This window comes from Fictibacillus nanhaiensis (assembly GCF_036213205.1).
GTDB lineage: Bacteria > Bacillota > Bacilli > Bacillales > Fictibacillaceae > Fictibacillus > Fictibacillus nanhaiensis_E.
The window spans coordinates 31,184-54,781 of the sequence record NZ_JARMFC010000022.1; the positions used below are offsets into that span (position 1 = coordinate 31,184).

38 protein-coding genes are annotated in these 23,598 nt (G+C 42.8%); all 38 read left to right on the top strand.

Annotated features, from left to right (window positions below):
• Window positions 1–53: 53 nt before the first annotated feature.
• A complete protein-coding gene (gene fusA / locus P4V41_RS18375; protein WP_066390663.1) occupies window positions 54–2,132 on the top strand; it encodes an elongation factor G in 2,079 nt (692 codons plus the stop codon).
• Between the two features lie 116 nt (window positions 2,133–2,248).
• Window positions 2,249–3,439: an elongation factor Tu gene (tuf, locus tag P4V41_RS18380; RefSeq protein ID WP_328086643.1), complete on the top strand. Its 1,191-nt coding sequence runs from the start codon at window positions 2,249–2,251 to the stop codon at window positions 3,437–3,439.
• Window positions 3,440–4,460: 1,021 nt separating this feature from the next.
• Window positions 4,461–4,769: a 30S ribosomal protein S10 gene (gene rpsJ / locus P4V41_RS18385; protein WP_053356198.1), complete on the top strand. Its 309-nt coding sequence runs from the start codon at window positions 4,461–4,463 to the stop codon at window positions 4,767–4,769.
• A 49-nt stretch (window positions 4,770–4,818) separates the two neighbouring features.
• On the top strand, window positions 4,819–5,457 hold the full coding sequence (rplC, locus tag P4V41_RS18390) for a 50S ribosomal protein L3 (protein WP_066390667.1): 639 nt from the start codon (window positions 4,819–4,821) through the stop codon (window positions 5,455–5,457).
• 17 nt (window positions 5,458–5,474) lie between these two features.
• A complete protein-coding gene (rplD, locus tag P4V41_RS18395; protein WP_066390669.1) occupies window positions 5,475–6,098 on the top strand; it encodes a 50S ribosomal protein L4 in 624 nt (207 codons plus the stop codon).
• The gene (gene rplW, locus P4V41_RS18400; RefSeq protein WP_066390671.1) at window positions 6,098–6,385 is read left to right on the top strand and encodes a 50S ribosomal protein L23; all 288 of its coding nucleotides are present in this window, start codon (window positions 6,098–6,100) and stop codon (window positions 6,383–6,385) included. The genes rplD and rplW overlap by 1 nt, the downstream gene beginning before the upstream one ends.
• A 28-nt stretch (window positions 6,386–6,413) precedes the next feature.
• Window positions 6,414–7,244, top strand: coding sequence for a 50S ribosomal protein L2 (gene rplB / locus P4V41_RS18405; protein ID WP_066390675.1), 831 nt, complete (start codon window positions 6,414–6,416; stop codon window positions 7,242–7,244).
• 57 nt (window positions 7,245–7,301) lie between these two features.
• Window positions 7,302–7,580: a 30S ribosomal protein S19 gene (gene rpsS / locus P4V41_RS18410; RefSeq protein ID WP_066237951.1), complete on the top strand. Its 279-nt coding sequence runs from the start codon at window positions 7,302–7,304 to the stop codon at window positions 7,578–7,580.
• A 19-nt stretch (window positions 7,581–7,599) separates the two neighbouring features.
• Window positions 7,600–7,941 carry a 50S ribosomal protein L22 gene (gene rplV / locus P4V41_RS18415; RefSeq protein ID WP_066237948.1) on the top strand — a complete coding sequence of 114 codons (342 nt, stop codon included), beginning with the start codon at window positions 7,600–7,602 and terminating at the stop codon, window positions 7,939–7,941.
• Window positions 7,942–7,944: 3 nt separating this feature from the next.
• A complete protein-coding gene (gene rpsC / locus P4V41_RS18420; protein WP_066237945.1) occupies window positions 7,945–8,604 on the top strand; it encodes a 30S ribosomal protein S3 in 660 nt (219 codons plus the stop codon).
• Window positions 8,605–8,606: 2 nt separating this feature from the next.
• Window positions 8,607–9,041, top strand: a complete 435-nt coding sequence (rplP, locus tag P4V41_RS18425) for a 50S ribosomal protein L16 (protein ID WP_066237943.1) — start codon at window positions 8,607–8,609, stop codon at window positions 9,039–9,041.
• Complete coding sequence (rpmC, locus tag P4V41_RS18430; protein ID WP_066237940.1) at window positions 9,031–9,234, top strand: 50S ribosomal protein L29; 204 nt, start codon at window positions 9,031–9,033, stop codon at window positions 9,232–9,234. The genes rplP and rpmC overlap by 11 nt, the downstream gene beginning before the upstream one ends.
• A 22-nt stretch (window positions 9,235–9,256) precedes the next feature.
• On the top strand, window positions 9,257–9,520 hold the full coding sequence (gene rpsQ, locus P4V41_RS18435) for a 30S ribosomal protein S17 (RefSeq protein WP_066390676.1): 264 nt from the start codon (window positions 9,257–9,259) through the stop codon (window positions 9,518–9,520).
• A gap of 45 nt (window positions 9,521–9,565) precedes the next feature.
• Window positions 9,566–9,934 (top strand): 50S ribosomal protein L14, encoded by a 369-nt coding sequence (gene rplN / locus P4V41_RS18440; RefSeq protein WP_066237936.1) that lies wholly within the window; start codon window positions 9,566–9,568, stop codon window positions 9,932–9,934.
• Between the two features lie 57 nt (window positions 9,935–9,991).
• A complete protein-coding gene (rplX, locus tag P4V41_RS18445) occupies window positions 9,992–10,303 on the top strand; it encodes a 50S ribosomal protein L24 (protein WP_328086662.1) in 312 nt (103 codons plus the stop codon).
• A 26-nt stretch (window positions 10,304–10,329) separates the two neighbouring features.
• Complete coding sequence (rplE, locus tag P4V41_RS18450; protein WP_066390678.1) at window positions 10,330–10,869, top strand: 50S ribosomal protein L5; 540 nt, start codon at window positions 10,330–10,332, stop codon at window positions 10,867–10,869.
• A gap of 24 nt (window positions 10,870–10,893) precedes the next feature.
• Window positions 10,894–11,079: a 30S ribosomal protein S14 gene (rpsN, locus tag P4V41_RS18455; protein WP_066390681.1), complete on the top strand. Its 186-nt coding sequence runs from the start codon at window positions 10,894–10,896 to the stop codon at window positions 11,077–11,079.
• Between the two features lie 32 nt (window positions 11,080–11,111).
• Window positions 11,112–11,510 carry a 30S ribosomal protein S8 gene (gene rpsH, locus P4V41_RS18460; protein WP_066390683.1) on the top strand — a complete coding sequence of 133 codons (399 nt, stop codon included), beginning with the start codon at window positions 11,112–11,114 and terminating at the stop codon, window positions 11,508–11,510.
• Window positions 11,511–11,534: 24 nt separating this feature from the next.
• Window positions 11,535–12,074, top strand: coding sequence for a 50S ribosomal protein L6 (rplF, locus tag P4V41_RS18465; RefSeq protein ID WP_066237919.1), 540 nt, complete (start codon window positions 11,535–11,537; stop codon window positions 12,072–12,074).
• A gap of 31 nt (window positions 12,075–12,105) precedes the next feature.
• On the top strand, window positions 12,106–12,468 hold the full coding sequence (gene rplR, locus P4V41_RS18470) for a 50S ribosomal protein L18 (RefSeq protein ID WP_066237916.1): 363 nt from the start codon (window positions 12,106–12,108) through the stop codon (window positions 12,466–12,468).
• A gap of 14 nt (window positions 12,469–12,482) precedes the next feature.
• Window positions 12,483–12,983, top strand: a complete 501-nt coding sequence (gene rpsE / locus P4V41_RS18475; protein WP_066237913.1) for a 30S ribosomal protein S5 — start codon at window positions 12,483–12,485, stop codon at window positions 12,981–12,983.
• 14 nt (window positions 12,984–12,997) lie between these two features.
• On the top strand, window positions 12,998–13,186 hold the full coding sequence (rpmD, locus tag P4V41_RS18480; protein WP_066237910.1) for a 50S ribosomal protein L30: 189 nt from the start codon (window positions 12,998–13,000) through the stop codon (window positions 13,184–13,186).
• Window positions 13,187–13,217: 31 nt separating this feature from the next.
• Window positions 13,218–13,658, top strand: coding sequence for a 50S ribosomal protein L15 (gene rplO / locus P4V41_RS18485; protein ID WP_066390689.1), 441 nt, complete (start codon window positions 13,218–13,220; stop codon window positions 13,656–13,658).
• Complete coding sequence (secY, locus tag P4V41_RS18490; protein ID WP_066390690.1) at window positions 13,658–14,959, top strand: preprotein translocase subunit SecY; 1,302 nt, start codon at window positions 13,658–13,660, stop codon at window positions 14,957–14,959. The genes rplO and secY overlap by 1 nt, the downstream gene beginning before the upstream one ends.
• A gap of 69 nt (window positions 14,960–15,028) precedes the next feature.
• Window positions 15,029–15,682, top strand: coding sequence for an adenylate kinase (locus P4V41_RS18495; RefSeq protein ID WP_066390692.1), 654 nt, complete (start codon window positions 15,029–15,031; stop codon window positions 15,680–15,682).
• On the top strand, window positions 15,679–16,425 hold the full coding sequence (map, locus tag P4V41_RS18500) for a type I methionyl aminopeptidase (protein ID WP_197134178.1): 747 nt from the start codon (window positions 15,679–15,681) through the stop codon (window positions 16,423–16,425). Before P4V41_RS18495 ends, map begins: the two co-directional genes overlap by 4 nt.
• Before the next feature lie 14 nt (window positions 16,426–16,439).
• Window positions 16,440–16,763 carry a KOW domain-containing RNA-binding protein gene (locus P4V41_RS18505; RefSeq protein WP_066390694.1) on the top strand — a complete coding sequence of 108 codons (324 nt, stop codon included), beginning with the start codon at window positions 16,440–16,442 and terminating at the stop codon, window positions 16,761–16,763.
• Window positions 16,756–16,974 (top strand): translation initiation factor IF-1, encoded by a 219-nt coding sequence (gene infA, locus P4V41_RS18510; protein WP_066237890.1) that lies wholly within the window; start codon window positions 16,756–16,758, stop codon window positions 16,972–16,974. Before P4V41_RS18505 ends, infA begins: the two co-directional genes overlap by 8 nt.
• Window positions 16,975–17,009: 35 nt before the next feature.
• The gene (gene rpmJ / locus P4V41_RS18515) at window positions 17,010–17,123 is read left to right on the top strand and encodes a 50S ribosomal protein L36 (protein WP_007203526.1); all 114 of its coding nucleotides are present in this window, start codon (window positions 17,010–17,012) and stop codon (window positions 17,121–17,123) included.
• A 21-nt stretch (window positions 17,124–17,144) separates the two neighbouring features.
• Window positions 17,145–17,510 (top strand): 30S ribosomal protein S13, encoded by a 366-nt coding sequence (rpsM, locus tag P4V41_RS18520; protein ID WP_066390695.1) that lies wholly within the window; start codon window positions 17,145–17,147, stop codon window positions 17,508–17,510.
• Window positions 17,511–17,530: 20 nt separating this feature from the next.
• Window positions 17,531–17,926 (top strand): 30S ribosomal protein S11, encoded by a 396-nt coding sequence (gene rpsK / locus P4V41_RS18525; RefSeq protein ID WP_066237883.1) that lies wholly within the window; start codon window positions 17,531–17,533, stop codon window positions 17,924–17,926.
• A gap of 143 nt (window positions 17,927–18,069) precedes the next feature.
• A complete protein-coding gene (locus P4V41_RS18530) occupies window positions 18,070–19,014 on the top strand; it encodes a DNA-directed RNA polymerase subunit alpha (RefSeq protein WP_066390697.1) in 945 nt (314 codons plus the stop codon).
• Window positions 19,015–19,072: 58 nt separating this feature from the next.
• Entirely contained in the window at window positions 19,073–19,435 is a 363-nt protein-coding gene (rplQ, locus tag P4V41_RS18535) for a 50S ribosomal protein L17 (RefSeq protein WP_066237878.1), read from the top strand.
• A 318-nt stretch (window positions 19,436–19,753) separates the two neighbouring features.
• A complete protein-coding gene (locus P4V41_RS18540; protein ID WP_328086649.1) occupies window positions 19,754–20,584 on the top strand; it encodes an energy-coupling factor ABC transporter ATP-binding protein in 831 nt (276 codons plus the stop codon).
• Window positions 20,569–21,435 carry an energy-coupling factor ABC transporter ATP-binding protein gene (locus P4V41_RS18545; RefSeq protein WP_328086650.1) on the top strand — a complete coding sequence of 289 codons (867 nt, stop codon included), beginning with the start codon at window positions 20,569–20,571 and terminating at the stop codon, window positions 21,433–21,435. The genes P4V41_RS18540 and P4V41_RS18545 overlap by 16 nt, the downstream gene beginning before the upstream one ends.
• A 1-nt stretch (window position 21,436) precedes the next feature.
• Window positions 21,437–22,234: an energy-coupling factor transporter transmembrane protein EcfT gene (locus P4V41_RS18550; RefSeq protein ID WP_328086651.1), complete on the top strand. Its 798-nt coding sequence runs from the start codon at window positions 21,437–21,439 to the stop codon at window positions 22,232–22,234.
• Between the two features lie 13 nt (window positions 22,235–22,247).
• Entirely contained in the window at window positions 22,248–23,000 is a 753-nt protein-coding gene (gene truA / locus P4V41_RS18555) for a tRNA pseudouridine(38-40) synthase TruA (RefSeq protein WP_328086652.1), read from the top strand.
• Window positions 23,001–23,151: 151 nt separating this feature from the next.
• Window positions 23,152–23,589: a 50S ribosomal protein L13 gene (gene rplM / locus P4V41_RS18560; RefSeq protein ID WP_066237860.1), complete on the top strand. Its 438-nt coding sequence runs from the start codon at window positions 23,152–23,154 to the stop codon at window positions 23,587–23,589.
• Window positions 23,590–23,598: the final 9 nt, after the last annotated feature.

A 23,598-nucleotide genomic window follows, 5' to 3' on the forward strand; every position in this document is an offset into this window, starting at 1 on the left:
CTGTCTCTAAAACACTATAAAAATTCCTTTTAAAAAGGGAAGGAGAGAAATTCATGGCTAGAGAATTCTCCTTAAAAAATACTCGTAATATCGGTATCATGGCTCACATCGATGCTGGTAAAACAACGACTACTGAACGTGTTCTTTACTATACTGGCCGTATCCACAAAATCGGTGAAACTCATGAAGGAGCTTCACAAATGGACTGGATGGAGCAGGAACAAGAGCGTGGAATCACGATTACTTCCGCTGCTACTACTGCTCAATGGAAAGGTCACCGTGTCAACATCATTGATACACCAGGACACGTAGACTTTACAGTTGAAGTAGAACGTTCATTACGTGTATTAGACGGAGCGGTTGCATTACTTGATGCACAATCAGGTGTTGAACCACAAACAGAAACAGTTTGGCGTCAAGCGACTACTTACGGGGTACCTCGTGTAGTATTCGTAAACAAAATGGACAAGATCGGTGCGGATTTCTTATACTCCGTAAAAACGATTCATGACCGCCTTGGTGCTAACGCTCACCCGATCCAATTACCGATCGGTGCGGAAGACCAATTCGAAGCAATCATCGACCTTATCGAAATGAAAGCTGTATTCTACGGAAACGACCTTGGTACTGATATCGAAGTTCGTGATATTCCAGAAGAGCACATGCCTTTAGCTGAAGAATACCGTGGAAAACTTATCGAAGCGGTTGCTGAGCTAGATGAAGAAATGATGATGAAGTACTTAGAAGGCGAAGAAATTACGAATGAAGAACTTAAAGCAGGTATCCGTCAAGGAACTTGTAACGTTGAGTTCTATCCAGTAATGTGTGGATCGGCATTTAAGAACAAAGGTGTTCAGCTTATGCTAGACGCTGTTCTTGATTACCTTCCATCGCCAATCGATGTACCAGCTATTAAAGGTGTACTTCCTGACTCTGAAGAAGAAGTAACTCGTGAATCAAGTGACGAAGCACCATTCTCTGCACTTGCATTTAAAGTTATGACTGACCCTTATGTTGGTAAGTTAACATTCTTCCGTGTGTACTCAGGTACACTAAACTCTGGATCATACGTACAGAACTCTACTAAAGGAAAGCGCGAGCGTGTTGGACGTATCCTTCAAATGCACGCAAACTCCCGTGAAGAGATCTCTATCGTATACGCTGGAGATATCGCGGCTGCTGTAGGTCTTAAAGACACTACAACTGGTGATACACTATGTGATGAAAAGAACCTTGTTATCTTAGAATCAATGGTATTCCCAGAGCCAGTTATCTCACTATCTATCGAGCCGAAGTCTAAAGCAGACCAAGACAAGATGGGTATGGCGCTTGCTAAGCTAGCTGAAGAAGATCCAACATTCCGTACTGAAACAAACGAAGAAACTGGACAAACGATCATCGCAGGTATGGGTGAGCTTCACCTTGATATCCTAGTTGACCGTATGCGCCGTGAATTCAAGGTAGAAGCTAACGTGGGTGCTCCTCAGGTTGCATACCGTGAAACAATTCGCCAAGCTGCTAAAGTTGAAGGTAAATTCGTTCGTCAGTCCGGTGGTCGTGGACAATACGGTCACGTTTGGATTGAATTCGAGCCAGGTGATGAAGGATCTGGATTCGTATTTGAAAACAAAATCGTTGGTGGGGCAGTTCCTCGTGAATACATCCCTGCAGTTCAAGCTGGTATTGAAGAATCAATGAAAAACGGAATGCTTGCTGGTTTCCCATTACTAGACCTTAAAGCTCGTATCGTTGATGGATCATACCATGATGTTGACTCCAACGAAATGGCGTTTAAGATTGCCGGTTCAATGGCTCTTAAGAACGCTAAATCAAAGTGTGACCCTGCAATCTTAGAGCCGATTATGAAAGTTGAAGTAACGGTTCCTGAAGAGTACATGGGTGATATCATGGGTGACGTAACTTCCCGTCGTGGACGTGTTGAAGGTATGGAAGCTCGTGGTAACGCACAAATCGTTAAAGCGATGGTTCCACTTGCTGAGATGTTCGGATATGCAACTAGCTTGCGTTCTCGTACACAAGGCCGCGGTACTTACTCAATGCACTTCGATCACTACGAAGAAGTACCTAAGTCAATCTCTGAAGAAATCATCAAAAAATCAACTGGAGCTTAATCTCTTCGGTTGTAAGAAACAACATTTTCATGTAATCTAAAATGGGCAGTACAAACTGTTCGTTTTAAATAAAAAAATCTACTATATGTAAACATATTTAAGGAGGAATCTTTCTCATGGGTAAAGAGAAATTTGATCGTTCCAAAACGCATGCTAACATTGGTACTATCGGTCACGTTGACCATGGTAAAACAACTTTAACAGCTGCTATCACTACTGTTCTTGCTAAGAAAAACGGTAAGGGTATCGCAATGGCTTATGACCAAATCGACGGTGCTCCAGAAGAGCGCGAGCGTGGAATCACTATCTCAACAGCACACGTTGAGTATGAAACTGATTCTCGTCACTATGCACACGTAGACTGCCCAGGACATGCTGACTATGTTAAGAACATGATCACTGGTGCAGCACAAATGGATGGTGGGATCCTAGTAGTATCTGCTGCTGACGGCCCAATGCCACAAACTCGTGAGCACATCCTTCTTTCTCGTCAAGTAGGTGTACCTTACCTTGTTGTATTCATGAACAAGTGTGACATGGTAGACGACGAAGAACTTCTTGAGTTAGTAGAAATGGAAGTTCGTGACCTTCTTTCTGAGTATGACTTCCCAGGAGATGACATTCCTGTAATCAAAGGTTCTGCTCTTAAAGCTCTTGAAGGAGACGCTGATTGGGAAGCTAAAATCTACGAGCTAATGGACGCTGTAGATTCTTATATCCCAACTCCTCCACGTGACACTGAAAAGCCATTCATGATGCCAGTTGAGGATGTATTCTCAATCACTGGTCGTGGTACTGTTGCTACTGGACGTGTTGAGCGTGGTGTAGTAAAAGTTGGTGACGTAGTTGAGATCCTTGGTCTTACTGAAGAGCCAAAATCAACAACTGTAACAGGTGTTGAAATGTTCCGTAAGCTTCTTGACTATGCTGAAGCTGGTGACAACATTGGTGCACTTCTTCGTGGGGTTTCTCGTGAAGATGTTGAGCGTGGACAAGTTCTTGCTAAGCCAGGTACTGTTAAAGCTCACACTAAGTTCAAATCAGAAGTTTATGTTCTTTCAAAAGAAGAGGGTGGACGTCATACTCCATTCTTCTCTAACTACCGTCCTCAGTTCTACTTCCGTACAACTGACGTAACTGGTATCATCCAACTTCCTGAAGGCGTAGAAATGGTTATGCCTGGAGATAACGTTGAGATGACTGTAGAACTAATCGCTCCAATCGCTATCGAAGAAGGAACTAAGTTCTCTATTCGTGAAGGTGGACGTACAGTTGGTGCAGGCGTAGTTGCAACAATCACTGAGTAATCTCATTACTCTTTTATAAGAAAACACTCTCCTTTTGGAGGGTGTTTTTTTGTATATAATCGAATTCGATTATATTAAAGAAATTTTTCGTAAAACTTTGTTGCTTTTGGAAGGGGGTGATTTCCGTTCCAGGTTGTTCGCTTTCCGCGGGGCAGGCGGTGAGCCCCTTTCCGCTTTGTGCCTTTAAGGGTCTCACCTGTCTAGTTGCAGTGGCTAGCCCCTCGAGGTCAAAAGTTAAATGGCTAAGAAGGCAAAGTGCGCCTTCAAACCCATTCACCTTTTGCTTGTCGGGGCTGAACGAGCCACTTCCACTTTTAGGACTGCCCGCTCGTCCCGCAGGAGTCTCGCACCCTCCACTCCAATCAACTGATCAAAGAAGAGTATGAACAAATACCCCAATTGAAACATGCAGTAAGAAAAAAATTGATTATTAAGTATAAATGAATCGATAGTGAAGAAATCTCTATCCAATTAGCATTGAGTAGCTGATCCTGAGTGTCAGAATGTACCTGAAATAGCTTGAAACACAATCAATCCAAAAATAAAGATGATGAATCCAGAAATTTAATAGCTGAATCCAAAAGTTTGGCCCTTGAATCCACGAGTTTTGGTCGTGAATCCACAAATAGTAAAATATATATGACATGCGATTACAGTCGGCTGAAAAACTGAATAACCACATGCGTGATCAGCAACGCATTATCTGGATCACCACTACCATTCGCATCTCTTCTATATATATAGAAGAAACACATTCAAATATGCAAAAGAAAAAAAAGGAAGTTGAAATCTGCTGATAAAGTCTCTATAATAGAAAAAGTGCGATTAGCAATAAATAAATGCAAATAACACTTGCATTGGGCGTTGCTTTTCTCTATAATAAGTAATGTTGGTCATTCACTGCGATGATCCGGAAGGTTGCTGACACACTAGGCCCCTTTGCCATGGCTGGTGATATCAGGTTGAATTTCCGCGGAGCAATGTCTGTTTATCAAAATAGGCGAATAAAGGAGGGAAAAAAATGGCAAAGCAAAAGATTCGTATCCGTTTAAAGGCGTATGATCACAGAATTCTTGATCAATCAGCTGAAAAAATCGTAGAAACTGCTAAGCGTTCAGGAGCAAAGGTATCTGGTCCTATCCCACTACCTACTGAGAAAGCGATCTACACGATCCTTCGTGCGGTTCATAAGTACAAGGACTCTCGTGAGCAGTTCGAAATGCGTACTCATAAGCGCTTGATCGATATTATCGAGCCAACACCACAAACAGTTGATTCGTTAATGCGTTTGGATCTACCGTCTGGTGTAGACATCGAAATTAAACTATAATTTCACGTTTGCTTATAAATATTTTACTTATTAATAGGAGGTGTGACGAATGACCAAAGGAATCTTAGGTAGAAAAATTGGTATGACTCAAGTTTTCGCAGAAAACGGAGATCTAATTCCAGTTACTGTAGTAGAAGTAACTCCTAACGTTGTTCTTCAAAAGAAATCCGTTGAGAATGATGGCTACGAAGCTATCCAACTTGGATTTGATGATAAAAAAGACTCTCGTTCTAACAAGCCACAAGCAGGACATGCTGCTAAAGCTAGCACGAGCCCTAAGCGCTACGTAAAAGAATTCCGTAATGTTGATGTTGCGGGATACGAAGTTGGTCAGGAAGTCAAAGCTGACATTTTTGCAGAAGGTGACGCTGTAGACGTTACTGGTACATCTAAAGGAAAAGGATTCCAAGGTGTTATCAAACGTCACGGGCAATCACGCGGGCCAATGAGCCACGGTTCCCGTTACCACCGTCGTCCTGGTTCAATGGGTGCAGTTGACCCTAACCGTGTTTTCAAAGGGAAAGCATTACCTGGACGTACTGGCGGAGATACAGTAACTGTACAAAACTTAGAAGTTGTAAGAGTTGATGCAGAACGTAATCTTCTACTAATCAAAGGTAACGTACCTGGAGCGAAAAAGAGCTACGTTACAATTAACTCTGCTGTTAAAGCAAAGGATGCTAAATAAGGAAGGAGGACAATCTGATGCCAAAAGTAGCATTATTTAAACAAGATGGTACTCAAGCTGGCGATATCGAATTAAACGATTCCGTTTTCGGTATTGAACCAAATAAAAGCGTGCTTTTCGACGCTGTTATTATGCAGCAAGCATCACAGCGCCAAGGAACGCACGATGTAAAGAACCGTTCTGAAGTTGCTGGTGGTGGACGCAAACCTTGGAAACAGAAAGGTACTGGACGTGCTCGTCAAGGATCTATCCGTTCTCCACAATGGGTTGGCGGTGGAGTGGTTTTCGGACCAACACCAAGAAGCTATTCTTACAAATTACCTAAGAAGGTTCGTCGCTTAGCTATTAAATCAGCGCTATCTTCTAAGGTTCTAGATAACGACTTAATCGTTTTAGAAGGACTTGCATTCGAAGCTCCTAAAACAAAGGAAATGATGCAAGTACTTGCAAATCTATCCGCAGATCGTAAAGCATTAGTTGTAACTGCTGATTACAATGACGCTGTTGCATTGTCTGCACGTAACATCCCTGGCGTAACAGTTGTTACGGCTAACGGCGTTAGTGTTCTTGACGTGTTAAACCACGACAAGCTTCTTATGACTAAAGACGCTGTGGAAAAAGTAGGGGAGGTGCTCGCATAATGGAAGCTCGTGATGTGATTAAGCGCCCCGTTATTACAGAGCGTTCTACTGAAATAATGGCTGACAAAAAATACACGTTCGAAGTAAACCCTCGTGCTACTAAGACTCAAATCAAAGGCGCACTAGAAGAAATCTTTGGCGTGAAAATTCAATCTGTTAACACTGCTAACTACAAAGGTAAGTTTAAGCGTGTAGGCCGTCATACTGGTTACACTTCTAAACGTAAAAAAGCTGTAGTTACATTAACTCCAGAAAGCAAAGAACTCGACTTTTTTGAAGGAGTTTAAAAAGAACTCGTAAAGGAGGGAAATTACAATGGGTATCAAAAAGTTTAAACCGACAACTAACGGTCGTCGTAACATGTCTCAGCTTGACTTTGCTGAAATTACAACTGACCAACCAGAAAAATCCTTGCTTGCTCCTCTTAGCAAAAAAGCTGGGCGTAACAACCAAGGTAAACTAACTGTTCGTCACCAAGGTGGAGGACACAAGCGTAAGTATCGTATCATCGATTTCAAACGTAACAAAGATGGAATACCAGGTCGCGTTGCTACAATCGAGTACGATCCAAACCGTACGGCTAACATCGCGCTAATCCACTATGCAGATGGTGAGAAGCGTTATATCTTAGCTCCAAAAGGAATTAAAGTAGGACAAGAAATCATGTCCGGTACTGAAGCTGATATTAAAGTAGGTAACTCACTTCCATTAGCTAACATTCCTGTAGGTTCTACAATTCACAACATCGAACTTAAGCCTGGTAAAGGTGGACAATTGGCTCGTTCAGCTGGTGCTGAAGCTCAACTTCTTGGTAAAGAAGAAAAGTATGCGCTAGTTCGTCTAGGTTCTGGTGAAGTTCGTATGATCCTTCTTACTTGCCGTGCAACAATCGGTCAAGTTGGAAACTTAGAGCATGAACTTGTAAACGTTGGTAAAGCAGGTCGTTCTCGTTGGAAGGGTATCCGCCCAACAGTTCGTGGTTCTGTAATGAACCCTAACGATCACCCACACGGTGGTGGTGAAGGTCGCGCTCCAATCGGACGTAAATCACCAATGTCTCCATGGGGTAAACCAACTCTTGGATATAAAACTCGTAAGAAAAATAGCCAAACTGACAAGTACATTGTACGTCGTCGCAAAAAATAATGTGATTGTACTACGGTTCAATCGAGCCGTAGCGCAAACACAAAGGGAGGTTCTCAAATGGGTCGCAGTTTGAAAAAAGGGCCTTTTGTAGATGACCACTTGATGAAAAAGGTCGAGGCACTTAATGAATCTAACGACAAGAAAGTAGTTAAAACTTGGTCTCGTCGTTCTACGATTTTCCCTGACTTCATCGGTCACACAATCGCTGTTTATGATGGTCGTAAACACGTGCCGGTTTATTGTACAGAAGATATGGTCGGTCACAAGCTAGGTGAGTTTGCACCTACTCGTACTTACAAAGGCCATGCAGCTGATGATAAGAAAACAAGACGTTAATTGAGGGGAGGTACACAAAATGGAAGCAAAAGCAATTGCTAAACAAGTGCGTATTGCTCCTCGTAAAGCTCGCATCGTAATCGATTTGATTCGAGGCAAGCAAGTAGGTGAGGCACTTGCGATTCTACGTTTGACGCCTAAAGCAGCTTCTCCTGTAATTGAAAAGGTGCTTAAGTCTGCTATTGCAAACGCAGAACACAACTATGAAATGGAACCGAACAACTTGGTGATTAAGCAAGCGTTCGTTGATGAAGGTATTACTCTTAAGCGTTTCCGTCCTCGTGCGATGGGTCGTGCAAGCCGTATCAACAAACGTACTAGCCACATCACAATCGTTGTTTCTGAAAAGAAGGAGGGTTAAGACGTGGGTCAAAAAGTAAATCCAATAGGTCTACGTATTGGCGTCATCCGTGACTGGGATTCAAAATGGTACGCTGAAAAGGATTACGCTAATCTTTTACATGAAGACCTTAAGATCCGTTCTTATATTGAAAAGCGTTTAAAAGACGCTGCTGTATCAGGTGTTGAAATCGAACGTGCAGCTAATCGTGTGAATATCACAATTAAAACTGCTAAACCAGGAATGGTAATCGGTAAAGGTGGATCTGAAGTTGAAGCACTTCGTAAAGCCCTTAACGACATCACTGGCAAAAGAGTTCACGTAAACATCTTTGAAATCAAACAAGCTGACGTTGATGCTAAGTTAGTAGCTGAAAACATCGCTCGTCAACTTGAAAACCGTGTATCTTTCCGTCGTGCTATGAAGCAGGCGATCCAACGTGCAATGCGTATGGGTGCGAAAGGTATCAAAACACAAGTGTCAGGCCGTCTTGGCGGAGCTGATATCGCTCGTGCTGAACATTATAGTGAAGGTACAGTTCCTCTTCACACACTTCGTGCAGACATCGATTACGGTACTGCTGAAGCAGACACAACTTACGGTAAGCTTGGAGTTAAAATCTGGATTTATCGTGGTGAGGTCCTTCCAACAAGAGGAACGAAAAAAGAGGAAGGAGGCAAATAATTATGTTATTGCCAAAACGTGTTAAATATCGTCGTGAACACCGCGGTAAAATGCGTGGGAACGCAAAAGGCGGTACTGAAGTTCATTTCGGAGAATTCGGTTTGCAAGCTCTTGAAGCTAGCTGGATTACTAACCGTCAGATCGAAGCAGCTCGTATTGCGATGACTCGTTATATGAAGCGTGGCGGTAAAGTATGGATTAAGATTTTCCCGTCTAAGCCTTACACTGCAAAGCCTCTAGAAGTCCGAATGGGATCTGGTAAAGGTGCTCCTGAAGGATGGGTAGCAGTAGTTAAGCCAGGAAAAGTTATGTTTGAAATCGCAGGTGTCTCTGAAGAAGTGGCACGCGAAGCGTTGCGTCTTGCAGCACACAAACTTCCTGTAAAATGTAAGTTTGTTAAACGCGAAGAAGTGGGTGGTGACACAAATGAAGGCTAATGATATTCGTAACCTGACCACTGCAGAAGTTGAACAAAAAGCAAAAGCACTTAAAGAAGAGCTTTTTAACCTTCGTTTCCAACTAGCGACAGGTCAACTTGAAAACCCGGCCCGCATTCGTGAAGTTCGTAAAGCAATTGCCCGTGCAAAAACGGTTTTACGTGAAAGAGAGCTTGGGATTACTAACGGTTAAATCTTGAGAGGAGGTTCGCACAATGAGTGAACGTAACCAGCGCAAGGTGTACACTGGTCGTGTTGTTTCTGACAAGATGGACAAAACGATTACAGTGCTTGTAGAAACATACAAGACTCACACTTTATATAACAAGCGCGTTAAATACTCTAAAAAGTTAAAAGCGCATGATGAAAACAACACTGCTAAAATTGGCGATATCGTAAAGGTTATGGAAACGCGTCCGCTTTCTAAAGACAAGCGATTCCGTCTAGTTGAAGTAGTACAAGAAGCAGTAATTATTTAATAAATTGTTCGGATTATACTCATATCCGAAAGGAGGTCCATTCGCATGATTCAACAAGAATCCCGTTTAAGAGTAGCTGATAACTCCGGTGCGAAAGAGTTACTTTGCATTAAAGTTCTTGGTGGTTCTGGTCGTAAGTACGCTAACGTTGGTGACATTATCGTTTGTTCGGTTAAGTCCGCAACACCAGGTGGCGTTGTTAAGAAAGGTGACGTTGTTAAAGCGGTAGTGGTACGTTCTAAGCGTGGTATGCGCCGTAACGACGGATCTTACATCCGCTTTGATGAGAACGCGGCTGTAATCGTTAAGGATGATAAAGGTCCTCGAGGAACTCGTATCTTCGGACCAGTAGCACGTGAACTTCGTGACAAGCAATTTATGAAAATCGTATCTCTTGCTCCAGAAGTTCTTTAATATATTTACTAGCAAGGCGCTTATTGTCTTGTAAGGAGGTGCAACATCACAATGCCATTGCATGTGAAAAAAGGCGATAAAGTACAAGTTATTTCCGGCAAGGATAAAGGTAAACAAGGTGTGATCCTTGAAGCTTATCCGAAGCTAAACAGAGTGCTTGTTGAAGGCGTGAACGTTGTTAAGAAACACGCAAAACCTTCTCAAGCTAATCCACAAGGTGGAATCCTTAGCCAAGAAGCACCAATTCATGCTTCTAACGTAATGCCTCTTGACCCTAAAACTGGTGCTCCTACTCGTGTAGGCTACAACGTAGTTGATGGGAAAAAAGTTCGTGTGGCCAAAAAATCTGGTGAATCCCTAGATAAATAAGTCTCAGAGTGAAAGGAGGACACATAATGAACCGTCTACAAGAGCGATATAAAGCAGAGATCTTACCATCTCTAATGGAAAAGTTTAATTACACTTCAGTAATGCAAGCACCAAAGATCGAGAAAATCGTTATCAACATGGGTGTTGGTGAAGCAGTATCCAACTCTAAAGTTTTAGATACAGCAGTAGAGGAACTTACAGCAATCGCTGGTCAAAAGCCTGTGATCACGCGTGCTAAGAAATCTATCGCTGGATTCAAACTTCGTGAAGGTATGCCGATCGGATCAAAAGTTACACTTCGCGGAGAGCGCATGTATGACTTCCTTGATAAGTTAATCAGCGTTTCCCTTCCACGTGTACGTGACTTCCGTGGGGTTTCCAAGAAGTCATTTGACGGCCGTGGTAACTACACGCTTGGAGTTAAAGAGCAATTGATCTTCCCGGAGATCGATTATGATAAAGTAAACAAAGTTCGCGGAATGGACATCGTTATCGTAACGACTGCGAACACTGACGAAGAAGCACGTGAGCTTCTTACACAAGTCGGAATGCCATTCCAAAAATAACCTTTAGCCAAAGGAGGTTTACCCGTGGCAAAGAAATCCATGATTGCTAAGCAACAACGCAAGCAAAAGTTCGGAGTGCAAGAATATACGCGCTGTGAACGTTGCGGGCGTCCTCATTCAGTAATCCGCAAGTTCAAACTGTGCCGTATTTGTTTCAGAGAACTTGCTTACAAAGGTCAAATTCCTGGCGTTAAAAAAGCCAGCTGGTAATACCCTGAAAAAAGGGAAGGAGGTAACTAGTAATGGTTATGACAGATCCAATTGCAGATATGCTTACTCGTATCCGCAACGCAAACACTGTTCGTCACGATAAATTGGAGCTTCCTGCTTCTAATATGAAAAAAGAAATAGCTGAAATCCTTAAGCGTGAAGGTTTTGTTCGCGATGTGGAATATGTAGAGGATAGCAAACAAGGAATGATTCGCATCTTCCTTAAGTACGGTTCTAACAATGAGCGTGTAATCTCAGGTCTTAAGCGTATCTCTAAGCCTGGTCTACGTGTTTATGCAAAATCAACTGATCTTCCACGTGTACTTGGAGGACTTGGTATTGCGATCGTATCTACTTCTAAAGGCATTATGACTGATAAAGAAGCTCGCCAATCACAAATGGGTGGCGAAGTACTAGCGTACGTTTGGTAATAAATAGCGAATGGAGGTGTCAACATGTCTCGCGTAGGTAACAAACCGATTGAAGTTCCAGGTGGCGTTACGATCGATGTTGCAAATGACAACACGGTTTCTGTAAAAGGCCCTAAAGGTGAACTTTCTCGCAAATTCAATGCTGACATTAAGATTAATGTTCAAGATAACGAAATTACTGTGGAACGCCCGAGCGACCACAAAGAGCACCGTGCATTGCATGGTACAACTCGTAGCGTACTAAACAACATGGTAATCGGTGTAACAAACGGTTATGAAAGAGCTCTAGAAATTATCGGGGTTGGATATCGTGCTTCCAAAGCTGGTAACAAGCTTGTACTTAACGTAGGTTACTCTCATCCTGTTGAAATCGTTCCTGAGCAAGGGATCGACATCGAAGTACCTTCTAACACGAAGGTAATCGTTAAGGGTATTGACAAGCAACGTGTAGGTGAAGTTGCTGCAAACATCCGTTCAGTTCGTTCACCTGAGCCTTACAAAGGTAAAGGTATTCGTTACGAAGGTGAATTCGTTCGCCGTAAAGAAGGTAAAACTGGTAAATAAAGCCGTTAGGTAGCGGAAAGGAGTGCAAAGGATGATCACGAAAGCAGATAAGAATGTCGCTCGTAAGAAAAGACATGCTCGTGTTCGCCGCGTTGTAAGCGGAACAGCACAACGTCCTCGTTTGAACGTATTCCGTTCTACAAAGCACATCTATGCTCAATTGATCGATGATCAAGCAGGTGTAACAATTGTATCTGCATCTTCCCTTGATAAAGGTGTAAGTGTAGAAAACGGTGGAAACGTAGATGCTGCTAAAGCGATTGGTCAAGAAATCGCTAAGCGCGCAGTTGAAAAAGGAATCAAATCGGTAGTATTTGACCGAGGCGGATATTTATATCACGGACGTATTAAAGCATTAGCAGACGCAGCTCGTGAAGCTGGGTTAGAATTTTAATCGAAGGAGGGAACCTGATGCGTATCGACCCTAACAAACTTGAACTTGAAGAACGCGTCGTTACCGTTAACCGTGTAGCTAAGGTAGTAAAAGGTGGACGTCGTTTCCGCTTTGCTGCAGTAGTTGTAGTTGGTGACAAAAACGGTCACGTTGGATTCGGTACTGGTAAAGCCCAAGAGGTACCAGAAGCGATCCGTAAGGCGATTGAAGATGCTAAGAAGAACTTAGTAACTGTACCGATCGTAAAAACAACAATTCCTCACCAAGTAATTGGACGCTTTGGAGCAGGTAACGTACTTCTTAAGCCTGCATCTGAAGGTACTGGGGTAATTGCTGGTGGACCTGTACGTGCAGTATTGGAGCTTGCTGGTGTAGGTGACATCCTTTCTAAGTCACTTGGATCTAACAACCCAATCAACATGGTTCGTGCAACTATCGAAGGTTTGAAAAATTTAAAGCGTGCTGAAGACGTTGCGAAACTTCGCGGTAAATCAGTACAAGAGCTTTTAGGTTAAGGAGGGAACTTTAGATGGCTAAGAAATTAGAAATCACCCTCACTCGTAGTGTTATCGGCCGTCCTGAAAACCAACGTATCGTTGTTAAGACACTTGGTTTACGCAAAATGCACCAGACGGTTGTACACGAAGATAACGCGGCTATCCGCGGTATGGTTAACAAGGTGTCTCACCTTTTAACAGTGAAAGAATTAGAAGCTTAATAAGATAAATAAATCATGAGGAGGTGCTCAGATGAAACTTCATGAGTTGAAGCCATCAGAAGGATCCCGTAAAGTTCGCAACCGTGTAGGTCGCGGTATCGGATCAGGCAATGGTAAAACAAGTGGTCGTGGTCATAAAGGTCAAAACTCTCGTTCAGGCGGTGGTGTTAGACCTGGATTCGAAGGTGGACAAAATCCACTAGCACGTCGTTTACCGAAACGCGGATTCACAAACCCTACTCGTAAAGAGTATGCAGTTGTAAATCTTGAGAAGCTAGTTCGTTTTGAAGAGGGCACAGTAGTTACTCCGGAACTTCTTATCGAAACAGGAGTAGTTAGCAGTCTTAAAAACGGAATTAAAGTTCTAGGAAATGGCAAGTTAGAAGCTAAGCTTACAGTTAAGGCGCACAAATTCTCTGTTTCTGCTAAAGAAGCAATTGAAGCAGCGGGCGGAACTACTGAGGTGATCTAATGTTCCAGACAATCTCCAACATTATGCGTGTGGGTGATCTGAGAAACAAGATATTGTTTACACTTGCTATGCTGGTAGTGTTCCGTTTAGGAACATTTATCCCAGTACCAGGCGTAAATCGCGATGTACTGAAATTCAGTACAGGCGACAGTGCTAACATTTTTGGTTTTTTGAATACGTTTGGCGGTGGAGCTTTACAGAACTTCTCCATTTTCGCTATGGGTATCATGCCGTATATTACAGCATCGATCATCGTGCAGCTTCTGCAGATGGACGTTGTTCCTAAATTTACGGAGTGGAGTAAGCAAGGTGAAGTTGGGCGTAAGAAGTTAGCTCAATTCACTCGTTATGGAACTATTGTTCTTGGTTTTATCCAGGCAATCGGTATGTCTATCGGTTTTAACAATCTTTTCCCAGGACTTATTCAAAACCCTAGTATGTCTACGTATCTTTTTATCGCGTTAGTTTTAACTGCAGGTACTGCATTCTTAATGTGGTTAGGTGAGCAGATTACCCTTAAGGGGATTGGAAACGGAATTTCAGTTCTGATTTTTGCGGGGATTGCCGCAGCTATTCCTACAGCAGTTAACCAGCTTTTCACAACGCAATTTGAAGGTGGTAACGATCAGTTATTCATGCATATTGTAACGATTGTACTGCTTGCTCTTGCGATTGTACTCATTATTATGGGTGTTATCTTTATTCAACAAGGTGTTCGGAAAATCCCGATTCAGTATGCAAAGCGAGTCGTTGGAACAAAGCCTGTTGGCGGCCAGTCAACTCATCTTCCGATTAAAGTAAACGCAGCAGGTGTTATCCCGGTTATCTTCGCGATTTCCTTGATCATCACGCCAAGAACTGTTGCTGGCTTCTTCGGACAGAATGATGTAACGACTTGGATTATCAACACGTTTGACTACACGAAACCAGTCGGAATGATTATATATGCGCTCCTTATTATTGGATTCTCGTATTTCTATACGTTCATCCAAGTTAATCCGGAGCAAATGGCGGAAAACTTAAAGAAGCAGGGTGGATACATTCCTGGCATTCGTCCAGGAGCTAACACTCAAACTTATATAACAAGAATTCTGTATCGATTAACATTTGTTGGATCTCTATTCCTGGCTGCAATTGCAGTCCTGCCAGTTGTCTTTACAGCAATTCCAGGTTTGAACCTTCCGCCAGCCATTCAAATTGGTGGAACAAGCTTGCTGATTGTTGTAGGTGTGGCACTAGACACCATGAAGCAAATTGAGAGTCAGCTGATAAAGCGACACTACAAAGGCTTCATAAAATAAGAGCACGGGAAGATTCATCTTCCCATCATGCTCTTAAAAAAAGACGATTGTGATTTATGGAGGGATTAGATGTATCTAGTCTTAATGGGATTACCCGGAGCAGGTAAGGGTACTCAAGCAGAAAGAATTGTTGAGAAATACGGAATACCTCATATCTCTACTGGAGATATGTTCCGAGCAGCAATTAAAGAGGAGACTCCTCTTGGACTTGAGGCAAAATCGTATATGGATGCGGGTAACCTCGTTCCTGACGAAGTTACAATCGGTATCGTACGTGACCGACTTTCTAAAAAGGACTGCGAAAAAGGATTTTTACTAGATGGATTCCCTCGGACAGTTGCCCAAGCGGAAGCACTGGAAGAAATCACAACTGAGCTAGGAAGAACGATTGATTATGTGTTAAACATTTCAGTAGATTCTGATCAGCTTATGCAGCGATTAACAGGTCGTCGGATTTGCCAAACATGCGGAAGCACGTATCATGTAATATTCAACCCGCCAAAGGTTGAAGGAGTATGTGATAAAGACGGCGGTACGCTTATCCAACGTCAAGATGATAATGAAGAGACCGTTCGAAACCGTTTAAATGTAAACATGAAGCAGGCTAAACCACTGCTTGATTTTTATGGTGAAAAAGGTTACCTGAAAAACATGAATGGTGATCAGGATATCGACAAAGTCTTTCAAGACATTGACCAACTTATTGGGGGATTGGCGAAATGATAATCTGCAAAACACCGCGAGAGATTGAAATCATGCGGGAGGCAGGTCGCATTGTTGCCTTAACTCATCAAGAGTTAAAAAAACACATTAAGCCTGGCATAACTACTAAGGAACTGGATAAAATTGCTGATACGTTTATCCGCAGCCAAGGTGCAATTCCTTCATTTAAAAACTATAATGGTTTTAGTGGAAGCATCTGTGCTTCTGTAAATGAAGAACTTGTGCACGGAATTCCAGGTAAACGCGTACTCAACCATGGCGACATTATCTCTATAGATATTGGGGCGAAGTACAAAGGATACCACGGTGACTCCGCTTGGACGTATGGAGTTGGCGAGATTTCAGATGAAGCTCAAAAACTTCTGGATGTAACCGAAGAGTCTTTATATAAAGGACTTGAAAAAGCAAAAGCCGGTGCCCGGTTAACTGACATTTCTCATGAGATACAAAAGTATGCTGAGGGTGAAGGGTTTTCTGTTGTTCGCGAATATGTCGGACACGGAATAGGCCAGGACTTACATGAGGACCCGCAAATTCCTCATTATGGACCGCCTGGTAAAGGGCCGGTGCTGAAAAAGGGCATGGTTCTAGCAATAGAGCCTATGATTAATGCGGGAACTCGCTATGTTCGAACATTATCCGATAACTGGACGGTTGTCACAACGGATGGCAAATGGTGTGCTCACTTTGAACACACGGTTGTCATTACGGAAGAAGGCTTTGAAATCTTAACAAAGATCTAAGTGAAGGTGATGAGATGGTAAGCGAATCTGATTCGGTACCGAACATAGGTCAACTGGTTCGGATACTAAAAGGAAGAGACGCAGATCGGTTAGGTGTGATTGTCGGTATTCTCGATGGGCGTTTCGTCCTCGTAGCAGATGGTGACAAGAGAAAGTTTGATCGAGCCAAGCGCAAGAACCTAAACCACTTAGAACTGCTGGATTTTACTTCTCCGGAAGTTGTTAAAAGCATTCTTGAAACAGGTCGTGTAACCAATGGCAAATTGCGTTATGCAGTAGCGAAGTTTTCCGACGAGAAAGTCATTGCTCTGAAGAAGGGAGATCAAGTCGATGGCTAAAGATGATGTTATTGAGGTCGAAGGTACAGTAATTGAACCTCTTCCGAACGCCATGTTTCGTGTTGAACTAGAAAACGGACACAAAGTTCTAGCGCACGTTTCTGGAAAGATTCGTATGCACTACATTCGAATTCTTCCAGGGGATAAAGTAACCGTAGAATTGTCTCCGTATGACTTATCACGTGGTCGTATAACGTATCGTTTTAAATAATCAATGTACTCCGTGACATAAGGAGGTTATAAACAATGAAGGTAAGACCATCAGTCAAGCCAATATGTGAAAAATGTAAAGTGATTCGCCGCAGAGGCACTGTAATGGTGATCTGTGAAAATCCGAAACATAAACAAAAACAAGGTTAATATACAGGAGGTGCAAAAATTATGGCACGTGTTGCAGGTGTAGATATTCCTCGTGATAAGCGAGTAGTAATCTCTTTAACATACATCTTCGGTATCGGTAAAACAAAAGCACAGCAAATTCTTGCTGGAGCTGGAGTTTCTGAAGATACACGCGTTCGTGATCTTACTGAAGATGAATTAAATAAAATCCGCGAAGTCATCGATGGACACAAAGTGGAAGGTGACCTTCGTCGTGAAGTATCACTAAACATCAAGCGTCTAATCGAGATCGGAGCATATCGTGGTGTTCGTCATCGTCGTGGATTACCAGTACGTGGTCAAAACACGAAGAACAACTCCCGTACTCGTAAAGGACCTCGTCGTACAGTAGCGAATAAGAAAAAGTAAGTAAAGGAGGTAAACTCTAAATGGCAAAAGCACGTAAGACTAATACACGTAAACGTCGTGTCAAAAAGAATGTTGAAGTCGGCGTAGCACATATCCGTTCTACATTCAACAACACGATCATTACGATCACTGACACGCACGGGAACGCAATCTCTTGGGCGACTGCTGGTCACCTAGGATTTAAAGGTTCTCGTAAGTCTACTCCGTTCGCAGCACAAATGGCAGCTGAAACAGCTGGTAAAACTGCAATGGAACATGGTATGAAAACGTTGGAAGTATCCGTTAAAGGACCTGGTGCTGGACGTGAAGCAGCAATCCGTGCCCTTCAAGCGGTAGGCTTAGAAGTAACAGCTATTCGTGACGTTACTCCTGTACCTCACAACGGTTGCCGCCCGCCAAAACGCCGTCGCGTGTAACAATATACACGGTATATATTTCTATAACTTGTCTATAATGGTTATAGTGAACGTTTTGGTAAATGATAAGTCGGAATGCCTATGGGGAATTTCGGCTGGAAATCTCCAGCCGAGATTCGACGTTTGAAGGAGGGTTCAGTTGAATGATCGAAATCGAAAAGCCAAGAATTGAGACGGTTGAAATCAGCGACGATGCCACATACGGAAAGTTTGTTGTTGAACCACTTGAACGTGGATACGGGACTACACTAGGCAACTCCTTGCGTCGTATCTTGTTGTCCTCACTACCTGGTGCAGCAGTTACATCTATTCAGATCAATGGCGTATTGCATGAGTTCTCTACAGTTGAAGGTGTAGTTGAAGATGTTACAACCATCATCTTAAACTTAAAGAAACTAGCAATGAAGATTTACTCTGATGAAGAGAAGACACTTGAAATCGATGTACAAGGTGACGGTGTTGTAACAGCTGGCGACATTACGCATGACAGCGATGTTGAAGTCCTTAACCCGGATCTTCATATCGCAACACTAGCAAAAGGAGCTCATTTCCAAATGAAGCTTCATGCAAAACGTGGTCGTGGTTATGTACAGGCAGAAGGCAATAAACGCGAAGACCTGCCTATCGGAGTTATTCCTGTTGATTCTATTTACACGCCAATTTCGCGTGTGAACTATCAAGTGGAAAACACTCGTGTAGGACAAGTAACAAACTATGATAAGCTAACGCTTGATGTATGGACAGATGGGAGCATTCGTCCAGAGGAAGCAGTTTCTCTTGGTGCGAAGATCATTAGCGAACATTTAAACATTTTTGTTGGCTTAACAGATCAAGCTCAGAACGCTGAGATTATGGTAGAAAAAGAAGAAGACCAAAAAGAAAAAGTACTTGAGATGACGATCGAAGAACTTGATCTTTCTGTTCGTTCTTATAACTGCCTAAAGCGTGCTGGCATTAATACAGTTCAAGAACTTGCGAATAAGTCTGAAGAAGACATGATGAAAGTACGCAACCTTGGAAAGAAATCTCTTGAAGAAGTTCAAGAGAAACTTGAAGAGCTAGGTCTTTCATTACGCGCTGACGATTAATTCGTAATACGCGCTTTTTCAAGACGAGAGAGAAACGCGCAGAGGAGGGAATACAAGCATGGGATACCAAAAGTTAGGTCGTGTATCTGCGGTTCGTAAAGCAATGCTTCGTGATTTAGCTACTGATTTAATCATCAACGAGCGTATTGAAACTACAGAAGCACGTGCAAAAGAAGTTCGTAAATTTGCTGAGAAAATGATTACGCTTGGTAAGCGTGGAGACCTTCATGCTCGCCGTCAAGCTGCATCGTTCCTTCGTAACGAAGTAGCAGACGCTGAGTCTGGACAAAGATCTCTACAAAAGCTTTTCAGTGATCTTGCACCTCGCTATGCAGAGCGTAACGGTGGTTACACTCGCATCGCAAAAATCGGCCCTCGCCGTGGTGATGGTGCACCAATGGTTATCATTGAATTAGTTTAATAAAACGTATGAAAGGGCGGGATCAAGTCTTCAATGACAATCTTGCCCTTTTTTATTTTATCGAAAATCCGAGTAGATTTTCGAAAGGTTGATTTGCGCTCCAGGTGCTCGCTTTTCGCGGGGCAGGCGGTGAGCCCCTTGCCGCTTTGCGCCCTTAAGGGTCTCACTTGACCGCTTGTCCCGCAGGAGTCTCGCACCTTGCGCTCCAATCAACTAGTCAATGAAGCTCAAACTTTTTGAAAGCAACAATTTTATTAAAGAATAATATCGAGCAGAGAGCAGCTTAGAATGAGCAGCAGTTAAGGGGAGGATTGTCACATGGAAAACATCATTACCGTTAAAGATGTGACCTTTAATTATCCGGGAGAAGAGACACCTACGCTTAAGGGTGTAACGTTAGACGTTCATAAAGGGGAATGGCTATCTATCGTGGGCCATAACGGTTCTGGGAAGTCAACGTTGGCAAAGATGCTCAACGGGCTACTGTTGCCCAATGAGGGTGCTGTATATGTCTCAGAGTACACGACAGGCCGTCCAGACGATATCTGGGAAATAAGAAGACTTGTTGGGATGGTTTTTCAAAATCCAGATAATCAGTTCGTTGGAACGAGTGTACAGGATGATATCGCGTTTGGTCTTGAGAATTTCGGCGTTCCGCGAGACGAGATGGTAAAGCGTATCAATGAAAGTATAGAGAGAGTGGGAATGGAAGCTTTCTTAAACCAGGAACCTCATCAATTATCCGGTGGGCAGAAGCAACGAGTGGCAATAGCCGGTATATTGGCACAGAAACCTTCTGTTATCGTTTTGGATGAGGCGACATCGATGCTCGATCCGATCGGTCGAATTGAAGTGATCGAGACTGTGCGCGAACTGAATAAAAAAGAGGGCATCACTGTCATTTCTATCACTCATGATTTAGAGGAAGCGCTAAGTGCAGACAGAGTTGTCGTCATGAAAATGGGAGAGAAGGCAGCTGAGGGAATACCTGAAGACATTTTTCAGCAGCGCGAACTGTTGAAATCGGCCGGTCTGGATTTACCGTTTTCACTAAAGTTAAGTGAGGCTCTTCGCCAACAAGGTATGGAGCTTGATAAAAGCTATTTAACGCAGGAAGAGCTGGTGAATGCATTATGGAAATTAGCATAAACCGTCTAGAGCATAAATATATGGAGGGAACTCCGTTTGAGAGGCGTGCACTGCACGATATTAACCTCGACATCGCGGATGGTACTTTCCTTGCTTTGATCGGGCACACTGGCTCTGGAAAGTCTACGCTTATTCAACATCTTAACGGATTGTTAAAGCCTTCAGCAGGCTCGATAAAGATGGGTAGTACTGAACTTAAAGCTGGGGGTAAGAAGCAAGATTTGAAATCACTTCGAAAAAAAGCCGGAATCGTTTTTCAGTATCCTGAGCATCAGCTTTTTGAAGAAACGGTAGAAAAAGATATTATGTTTGGGCCGCGTAATTTTGGTGTTTCAGAAGAAAACGCGAAGCGAACTGCTGCTAAAGTAATTGAGATGGTAGGACTTCCAGAGAATGTTCTAAGCAAGTCTCCTTTCGACTTGAGCGGTGGCCAGATGCGCCGTGTGGCGATTGCGGGTGTCCTTGCTATGAATCCGGAAGTGCTGATCTTGGACGAGCCTACAGCAGGTCTAGATCCAGCAGGGCGTGTTGAAATAATGGAGCTGTTCTATTCCCTGCATGAAAGAAACAACCTTACTACGATACTTGTTACTCACAGCATGGAGGATGCGTCGAGATACGCAGACGAGATCGCTGTGATGCATAGAGGCGAACTGTATCTGAATGGTAAGCCGACCGCTATCTTTAGTGAGCGAGAAGCTTTGAAGAAAGCAGGATTAGATGTCCCAGAGACCGTTCAGTTTTTACAAAAGTGGAACGAGAAGTCTGGTCTGAATCTCGAATTATCAAAGTTTACAGTGGAAGAGCTGGCTAAACAAGTTAGTCAGAGTCTGAAGAAGAGGGGGGACTAATATGCTGCAGAATGTTATTATCGGGCAGTATTACCCAGCTTCCTCTCCACTTCATCGAATGGATTCACGTTCGAAGCTTATTGCTGCCTTCTTTTATTTGTTTATCGTCTTTTTGGCGAACAATTGGCTGACTTATGGACTGCTGATCGCATTTACGTTTGTAACGATCAGTTTATCAAAAGTCCCATTTCGTTTTTTATACAAAGGATTAAAGCCTATTCTTTTACTCGTAGTTTTTACGATGCTTTTGCATATTTTCTTAACAAAAGAAGGCGATCTGCTTTATAAAGCGGGCTTTCTTGAAATTTATGAAGGCGGAGTGATTCAAGGGATATTCATCGCACTAAGGCTTTTGCTGCTTGTTATGATGACGTCACTTTTAACTTTAACAACAACACCAATTGATATAACTGATGGATTAGAGCACTTGTTGGGACCTTTGAAAAAGTGGAAACTTCCTGTTCATGAGTTCGCATTGATGATGTCGATCTCACTCAGGTTTATTCCAACACTCTTACAAGAGACGGAAAAAATCATGAAAGCGCAGATGGCACGTGGTGCTGATTTCACGAGCGGACCGATCAAAGAACGAGCAAAGGCTTTTGTACCGCTGTTAGTTCCGTTATTCGTTTCTTCGTTTAAGCGGGCTGAAGAACTCGCTCTTGCGATGGAAGCAAGAGGATACCGTGGTGGTGAAGGAAGAACCCGACTTCGTGCACTAGAATGGCATCAGCGTGATACGTTTGCACTGCTTTTATTAGCATTGCTGTCTCTTTCGCTATTCTTATTACGAAATTAAAAGGAGATTGAACATGGCTCGTATGAAAGTAACCGTAGCCTATGATGGTACGGATTTTGCTGGATACCAAATACAGCCTAGCGGTAGAACGGTACAAGGAACGATTCAGACCGTGCTGCAAAAGATGCACAAAGGGGAACCTGTAGGAATCTATGCCTCAGGACGCACAGATGCGGGTGTTCATGCCATCGGTCAAGTGTTTCATTTTGATACACCCATGGAGATTCCTTCTGAAGCTTGGGGGAAGGCATTGAATGCGATGCTTCCGAATGATATTCTAATAAAAGACGTAGAGATGGTCAGTGATTCTTTTCATTCTCGTTTCTCTGCAACAGGTAAAGAGTATCACTATAAAATTTTAAGAAGTAAGCAACCAGATATTTTTCAAAGAAATCATATGTTTCATTTCCCTTACTCCTTAAACGTAGAGGATATGAAGCAAGCTGCATCGTTATTTTTAGGTACACATGACTTTACCTCATTTTCATCAGCAAAGTCGGAAGTGGAAGATAAAATTCGTACGATCTTTGCTTTAGATGTTGAGGAAGAAGGCAACGTCCTAACGCTGAAGGTAAGAGGCAGTGGTTTTTTATATAACATGGTTCGCATACTTGTTGGTACACTTTTAGAAGTTGGTCAAGGAAAGCGAAAAACTGAGGAGATCTCAGCGATTATTAAAAGCAAAGACCGTGCGCTCGCTGGAAAAACAGCTCCGGCAAACGGACTCTATCTCTTTCATGTAGAATATGAAGATAAAACGGAATAATATTTAGGATACGCTTGACATCGTTGTTTATATATTATAAGATATTATTTGGTATTTCTACAGATATCGTCCACATGCCCCGTGTAGATATCTCGGGAAATGTTCACATGAATATAATGAAATTTGATTGAAGATACAGGAGGGAAAACACATGCGTACGACTTTCATGGCGAAAGCTTCTGAAGTAGAACGTAAATGGTTTGTGATCGACGCTGAAGGCAAAACACTTGGACGTCTATCCAGTGAAGTTGCATCTATCCTTCGCGGTAAGCATAAGCCTATTTATACACCACACGTTGACACTGGTGATCATGTAATCATCATCAACGCTGAGAAGATTGAATTAACAGGTAAGAAATTAACAGACAAAATTTACTACCGCCACACTGGTCACCCAGGTGGACTGCGTACGAGAACTGCATTAGAAATGCGTACAACTCGTCCAGTTCAAATGCTTGAGCTAGCAATCAAAGGTATGCTTCCAAAGAACAGCCTTGGTCGCCAAATGTTCAAAAAGCTTCACGTTTACGCTGGAGCTGAGCACAACAACCAAGCACAAAAACCTGAAAACTACGAGTTACGCGGATAAAAAGGAGGG

Coding starts and splice junctions, on each gene's coding strand:
- map (WP_197134178.1), top strand. CDS start 15,679: ATGATAATCTGCAAAACACCGCGAGAGATTGAAATCATGCGGGAGGCA.
- rplD (WP_066390669.1), top strand. CDS start 5,475: ATGCCAAAAGTAGCATTATTTAAACAAGATGGTACTCAAGCTGGCGAT.
- rpsM (WP_066390695.1), top strand. CDS start 17,145: ATGGCACGTGTTGCAGGTGTAGATATTCCTCGTGATAAGCGAGTAGTA.
- P4V41_RS18545 (WP_328086650.1), top strand. CDS start 20,569: ATGGAAATTAGCATAAACCGTCTAGAGCATAAATATATGGAGGGAACT.
- rplP (WP_066237943.1), top strand. CDS start 8,607: ATGTTATTGCCAAAACGTGTTAAATATCGTCGTGAACACCGCGGTAAA.
- truA (WP_328086652.1), top strand. CDS start 22,248: ATGGCTCGTATGAAAGTAACCGTAGCCTATGATGGTACGGATTTTGCT.
- rplW (WP_066390671.1), top strand. CDS start 6,098: ATGGAAGCTCGTGATGTGATTAAGCGCCCCGTTATTACAGAGCGTTCT.
- rplO (WP_066390689.1), top strand. CDS start 13,218: ATGAAACTTCATGAGTTGAAGCCATCAGAAGGATCCCGTAAAGTTCGC.
- P4V41_RS18505 (WP_066390694.1), top strand. CDS start 16,440: ATGGTAAGCGAATCTGATTCGGTACCGAACATAGGTCAACTGGTTCGG.
- rplQ (WP_066237878.1), top strand. CDS start 19,073: ATGGGATACCAAAAGTTAGGTCGTGTATCTGCGGTTCGTAAAGCAATG.
- rpsQ (WP_066390676.1), top strand. CDS start 9,257: ATGAGTGAACGTAACCAGCGCAAGGTGTACACTGGTCGTGTTGTTTCT.
- P4V41_RS18530 (WP_066390697.1), top strand. CDS start 18,070: ATGATCGAAATCGAAAAGCCAAGAATTGAGACGGTTGAAATCAGCGAC.
- rplB (WP_066390675.1), top strand. CDS start 6,414: ATGGGTATCAAAAAGTTTAAACCGACAACTAACGGTCGTCGTAACATG.
- rpsH (WP_066390683.1), top strand. CDS start 11,112: ATGGTTATGACAGATCCAATTGCAGATATGCTTACTCGTATCCGCAAC.
- rplN (WP_066237936.1), top strand. CDS start 9,566: ATGATTCAACAAGAATCCCGTTTAAGAGTAGCTGATAACTCCGGTGCG.
- rpsS (WP_066237951.1), top strand. CDS start 7,302: ATGGGTCGCAGTTTGAAAAAAGGGCCTTTTGTAGATGACCACTTGATG.
- rplR (WP_066237916.1), top strand. CDS start 12,106: ATGATCACGAAAGCAGATAAGAATGTCGCTCGTAAGAAAAGACATGCT.
- P4V41_RS18540 (WP_328086649.1), top strand. CDS start 19,754: ATGGAAAACATCATTACCGTTAAAGATGTGACCTTTAATTATCCGGGA.
- P4V41_RS18550 (WP_328086651.1), top strand. CDS start 21,437: ATGCTGCAGAATGTTATTATCGGGCAGTATTACCCAGCTTCCTCTCCA.
- P4V41_RS18495 (WP_066390692.1), top strand. CDS start 15,029: ATGTATCTAGTCTTAATGGGATTACCCGGAGCAGGTAAGGGTACTCAA.
- rplE (WP_066390678.1), top strand. CDS start 10,330: ATGAACCGTCTACAAGAGCGATATAAAGCAGAGATCTTACCATCTCTA.
- fusA (WP_066390663.1), top strand. CDS start 54: ATGGCTAGAGAATTCTCCTTAAAAAATACTCGTAATATCGGTATCATG.
- rpsK (WP_066237883.1), top strand. CDS start 17,531: ATGGCAAAAGCACGTAAGACTAATACACGTAAACGTCGTGTCAAAAAG.
- rplM (WP_066237860.1), top strand. CDS start 23,152: ATGCGTACGACTTTCATGGCGAAAGCTTCTGAAGTAGAACGTAAATGG.
- rplF (WP_066237919.1), top strand. CDS start 11,535: ATGTCTCGCGTAGGTAACAAACCGATTGAAGTTCCAGGTGGCGTTACG.
- rplC (WP_066390667.1), top strand. CDS start 4,819: ATGACCAAAGGAATCTTAGGTAGAAAAATTGGTATGACTCAAGTTTTC.
- infA (WP_066237890.1), top strand. CDS start 16,756: ATGGCTAAAGATGATGTTATTGAGGTCGAAGGTACAGTAATTGAACCT.
- rpmC (WP_066237940.1), top strand. CDS start 9,031: ATGAAGGCTAATGATATTCGTAACCTGACCACTGCAGAAGTTGAACAA.
- rpmD (WP_066237910.1), top strand. CDS start 12,998: ATGGCTAAGAAATTAGAAATCACCCTCACTCGTAGTGTTATCGGCCGT.
- rpsJ (WP_053356198.1), top strand. CDS start 4,461: ATGGCAAAGCAAAAGATTCGTATCCGTTTAAAGGCGTATGATCACAGA.
- tuf (WP_328086643.1), top strand. CDS start 2,249: ATGGGTAAAGAGAAATTTGATCGTTCCAAAACGCATGCTAACATTGGT.
- secY (WP_066390690.1), top strand. CDS start 13,658: ATGTTCCAGACAATCTCCAACATTATGCGTGTGGGTGATCTGAGAAAC.
- rpmJ (WP_007203526.1), top strand. CDS start 17,010: ATGAAGGTAAGACCATCAGTCAAGCCAATATGTGAAAAATGTAAAGTG.
- rplV (WP_066237948.1), top strand. CDS start 7,600: ATGGAAGCAAAAGCAATTGCTAAACAAGTGCGTATTGCTCCTCGTAAA.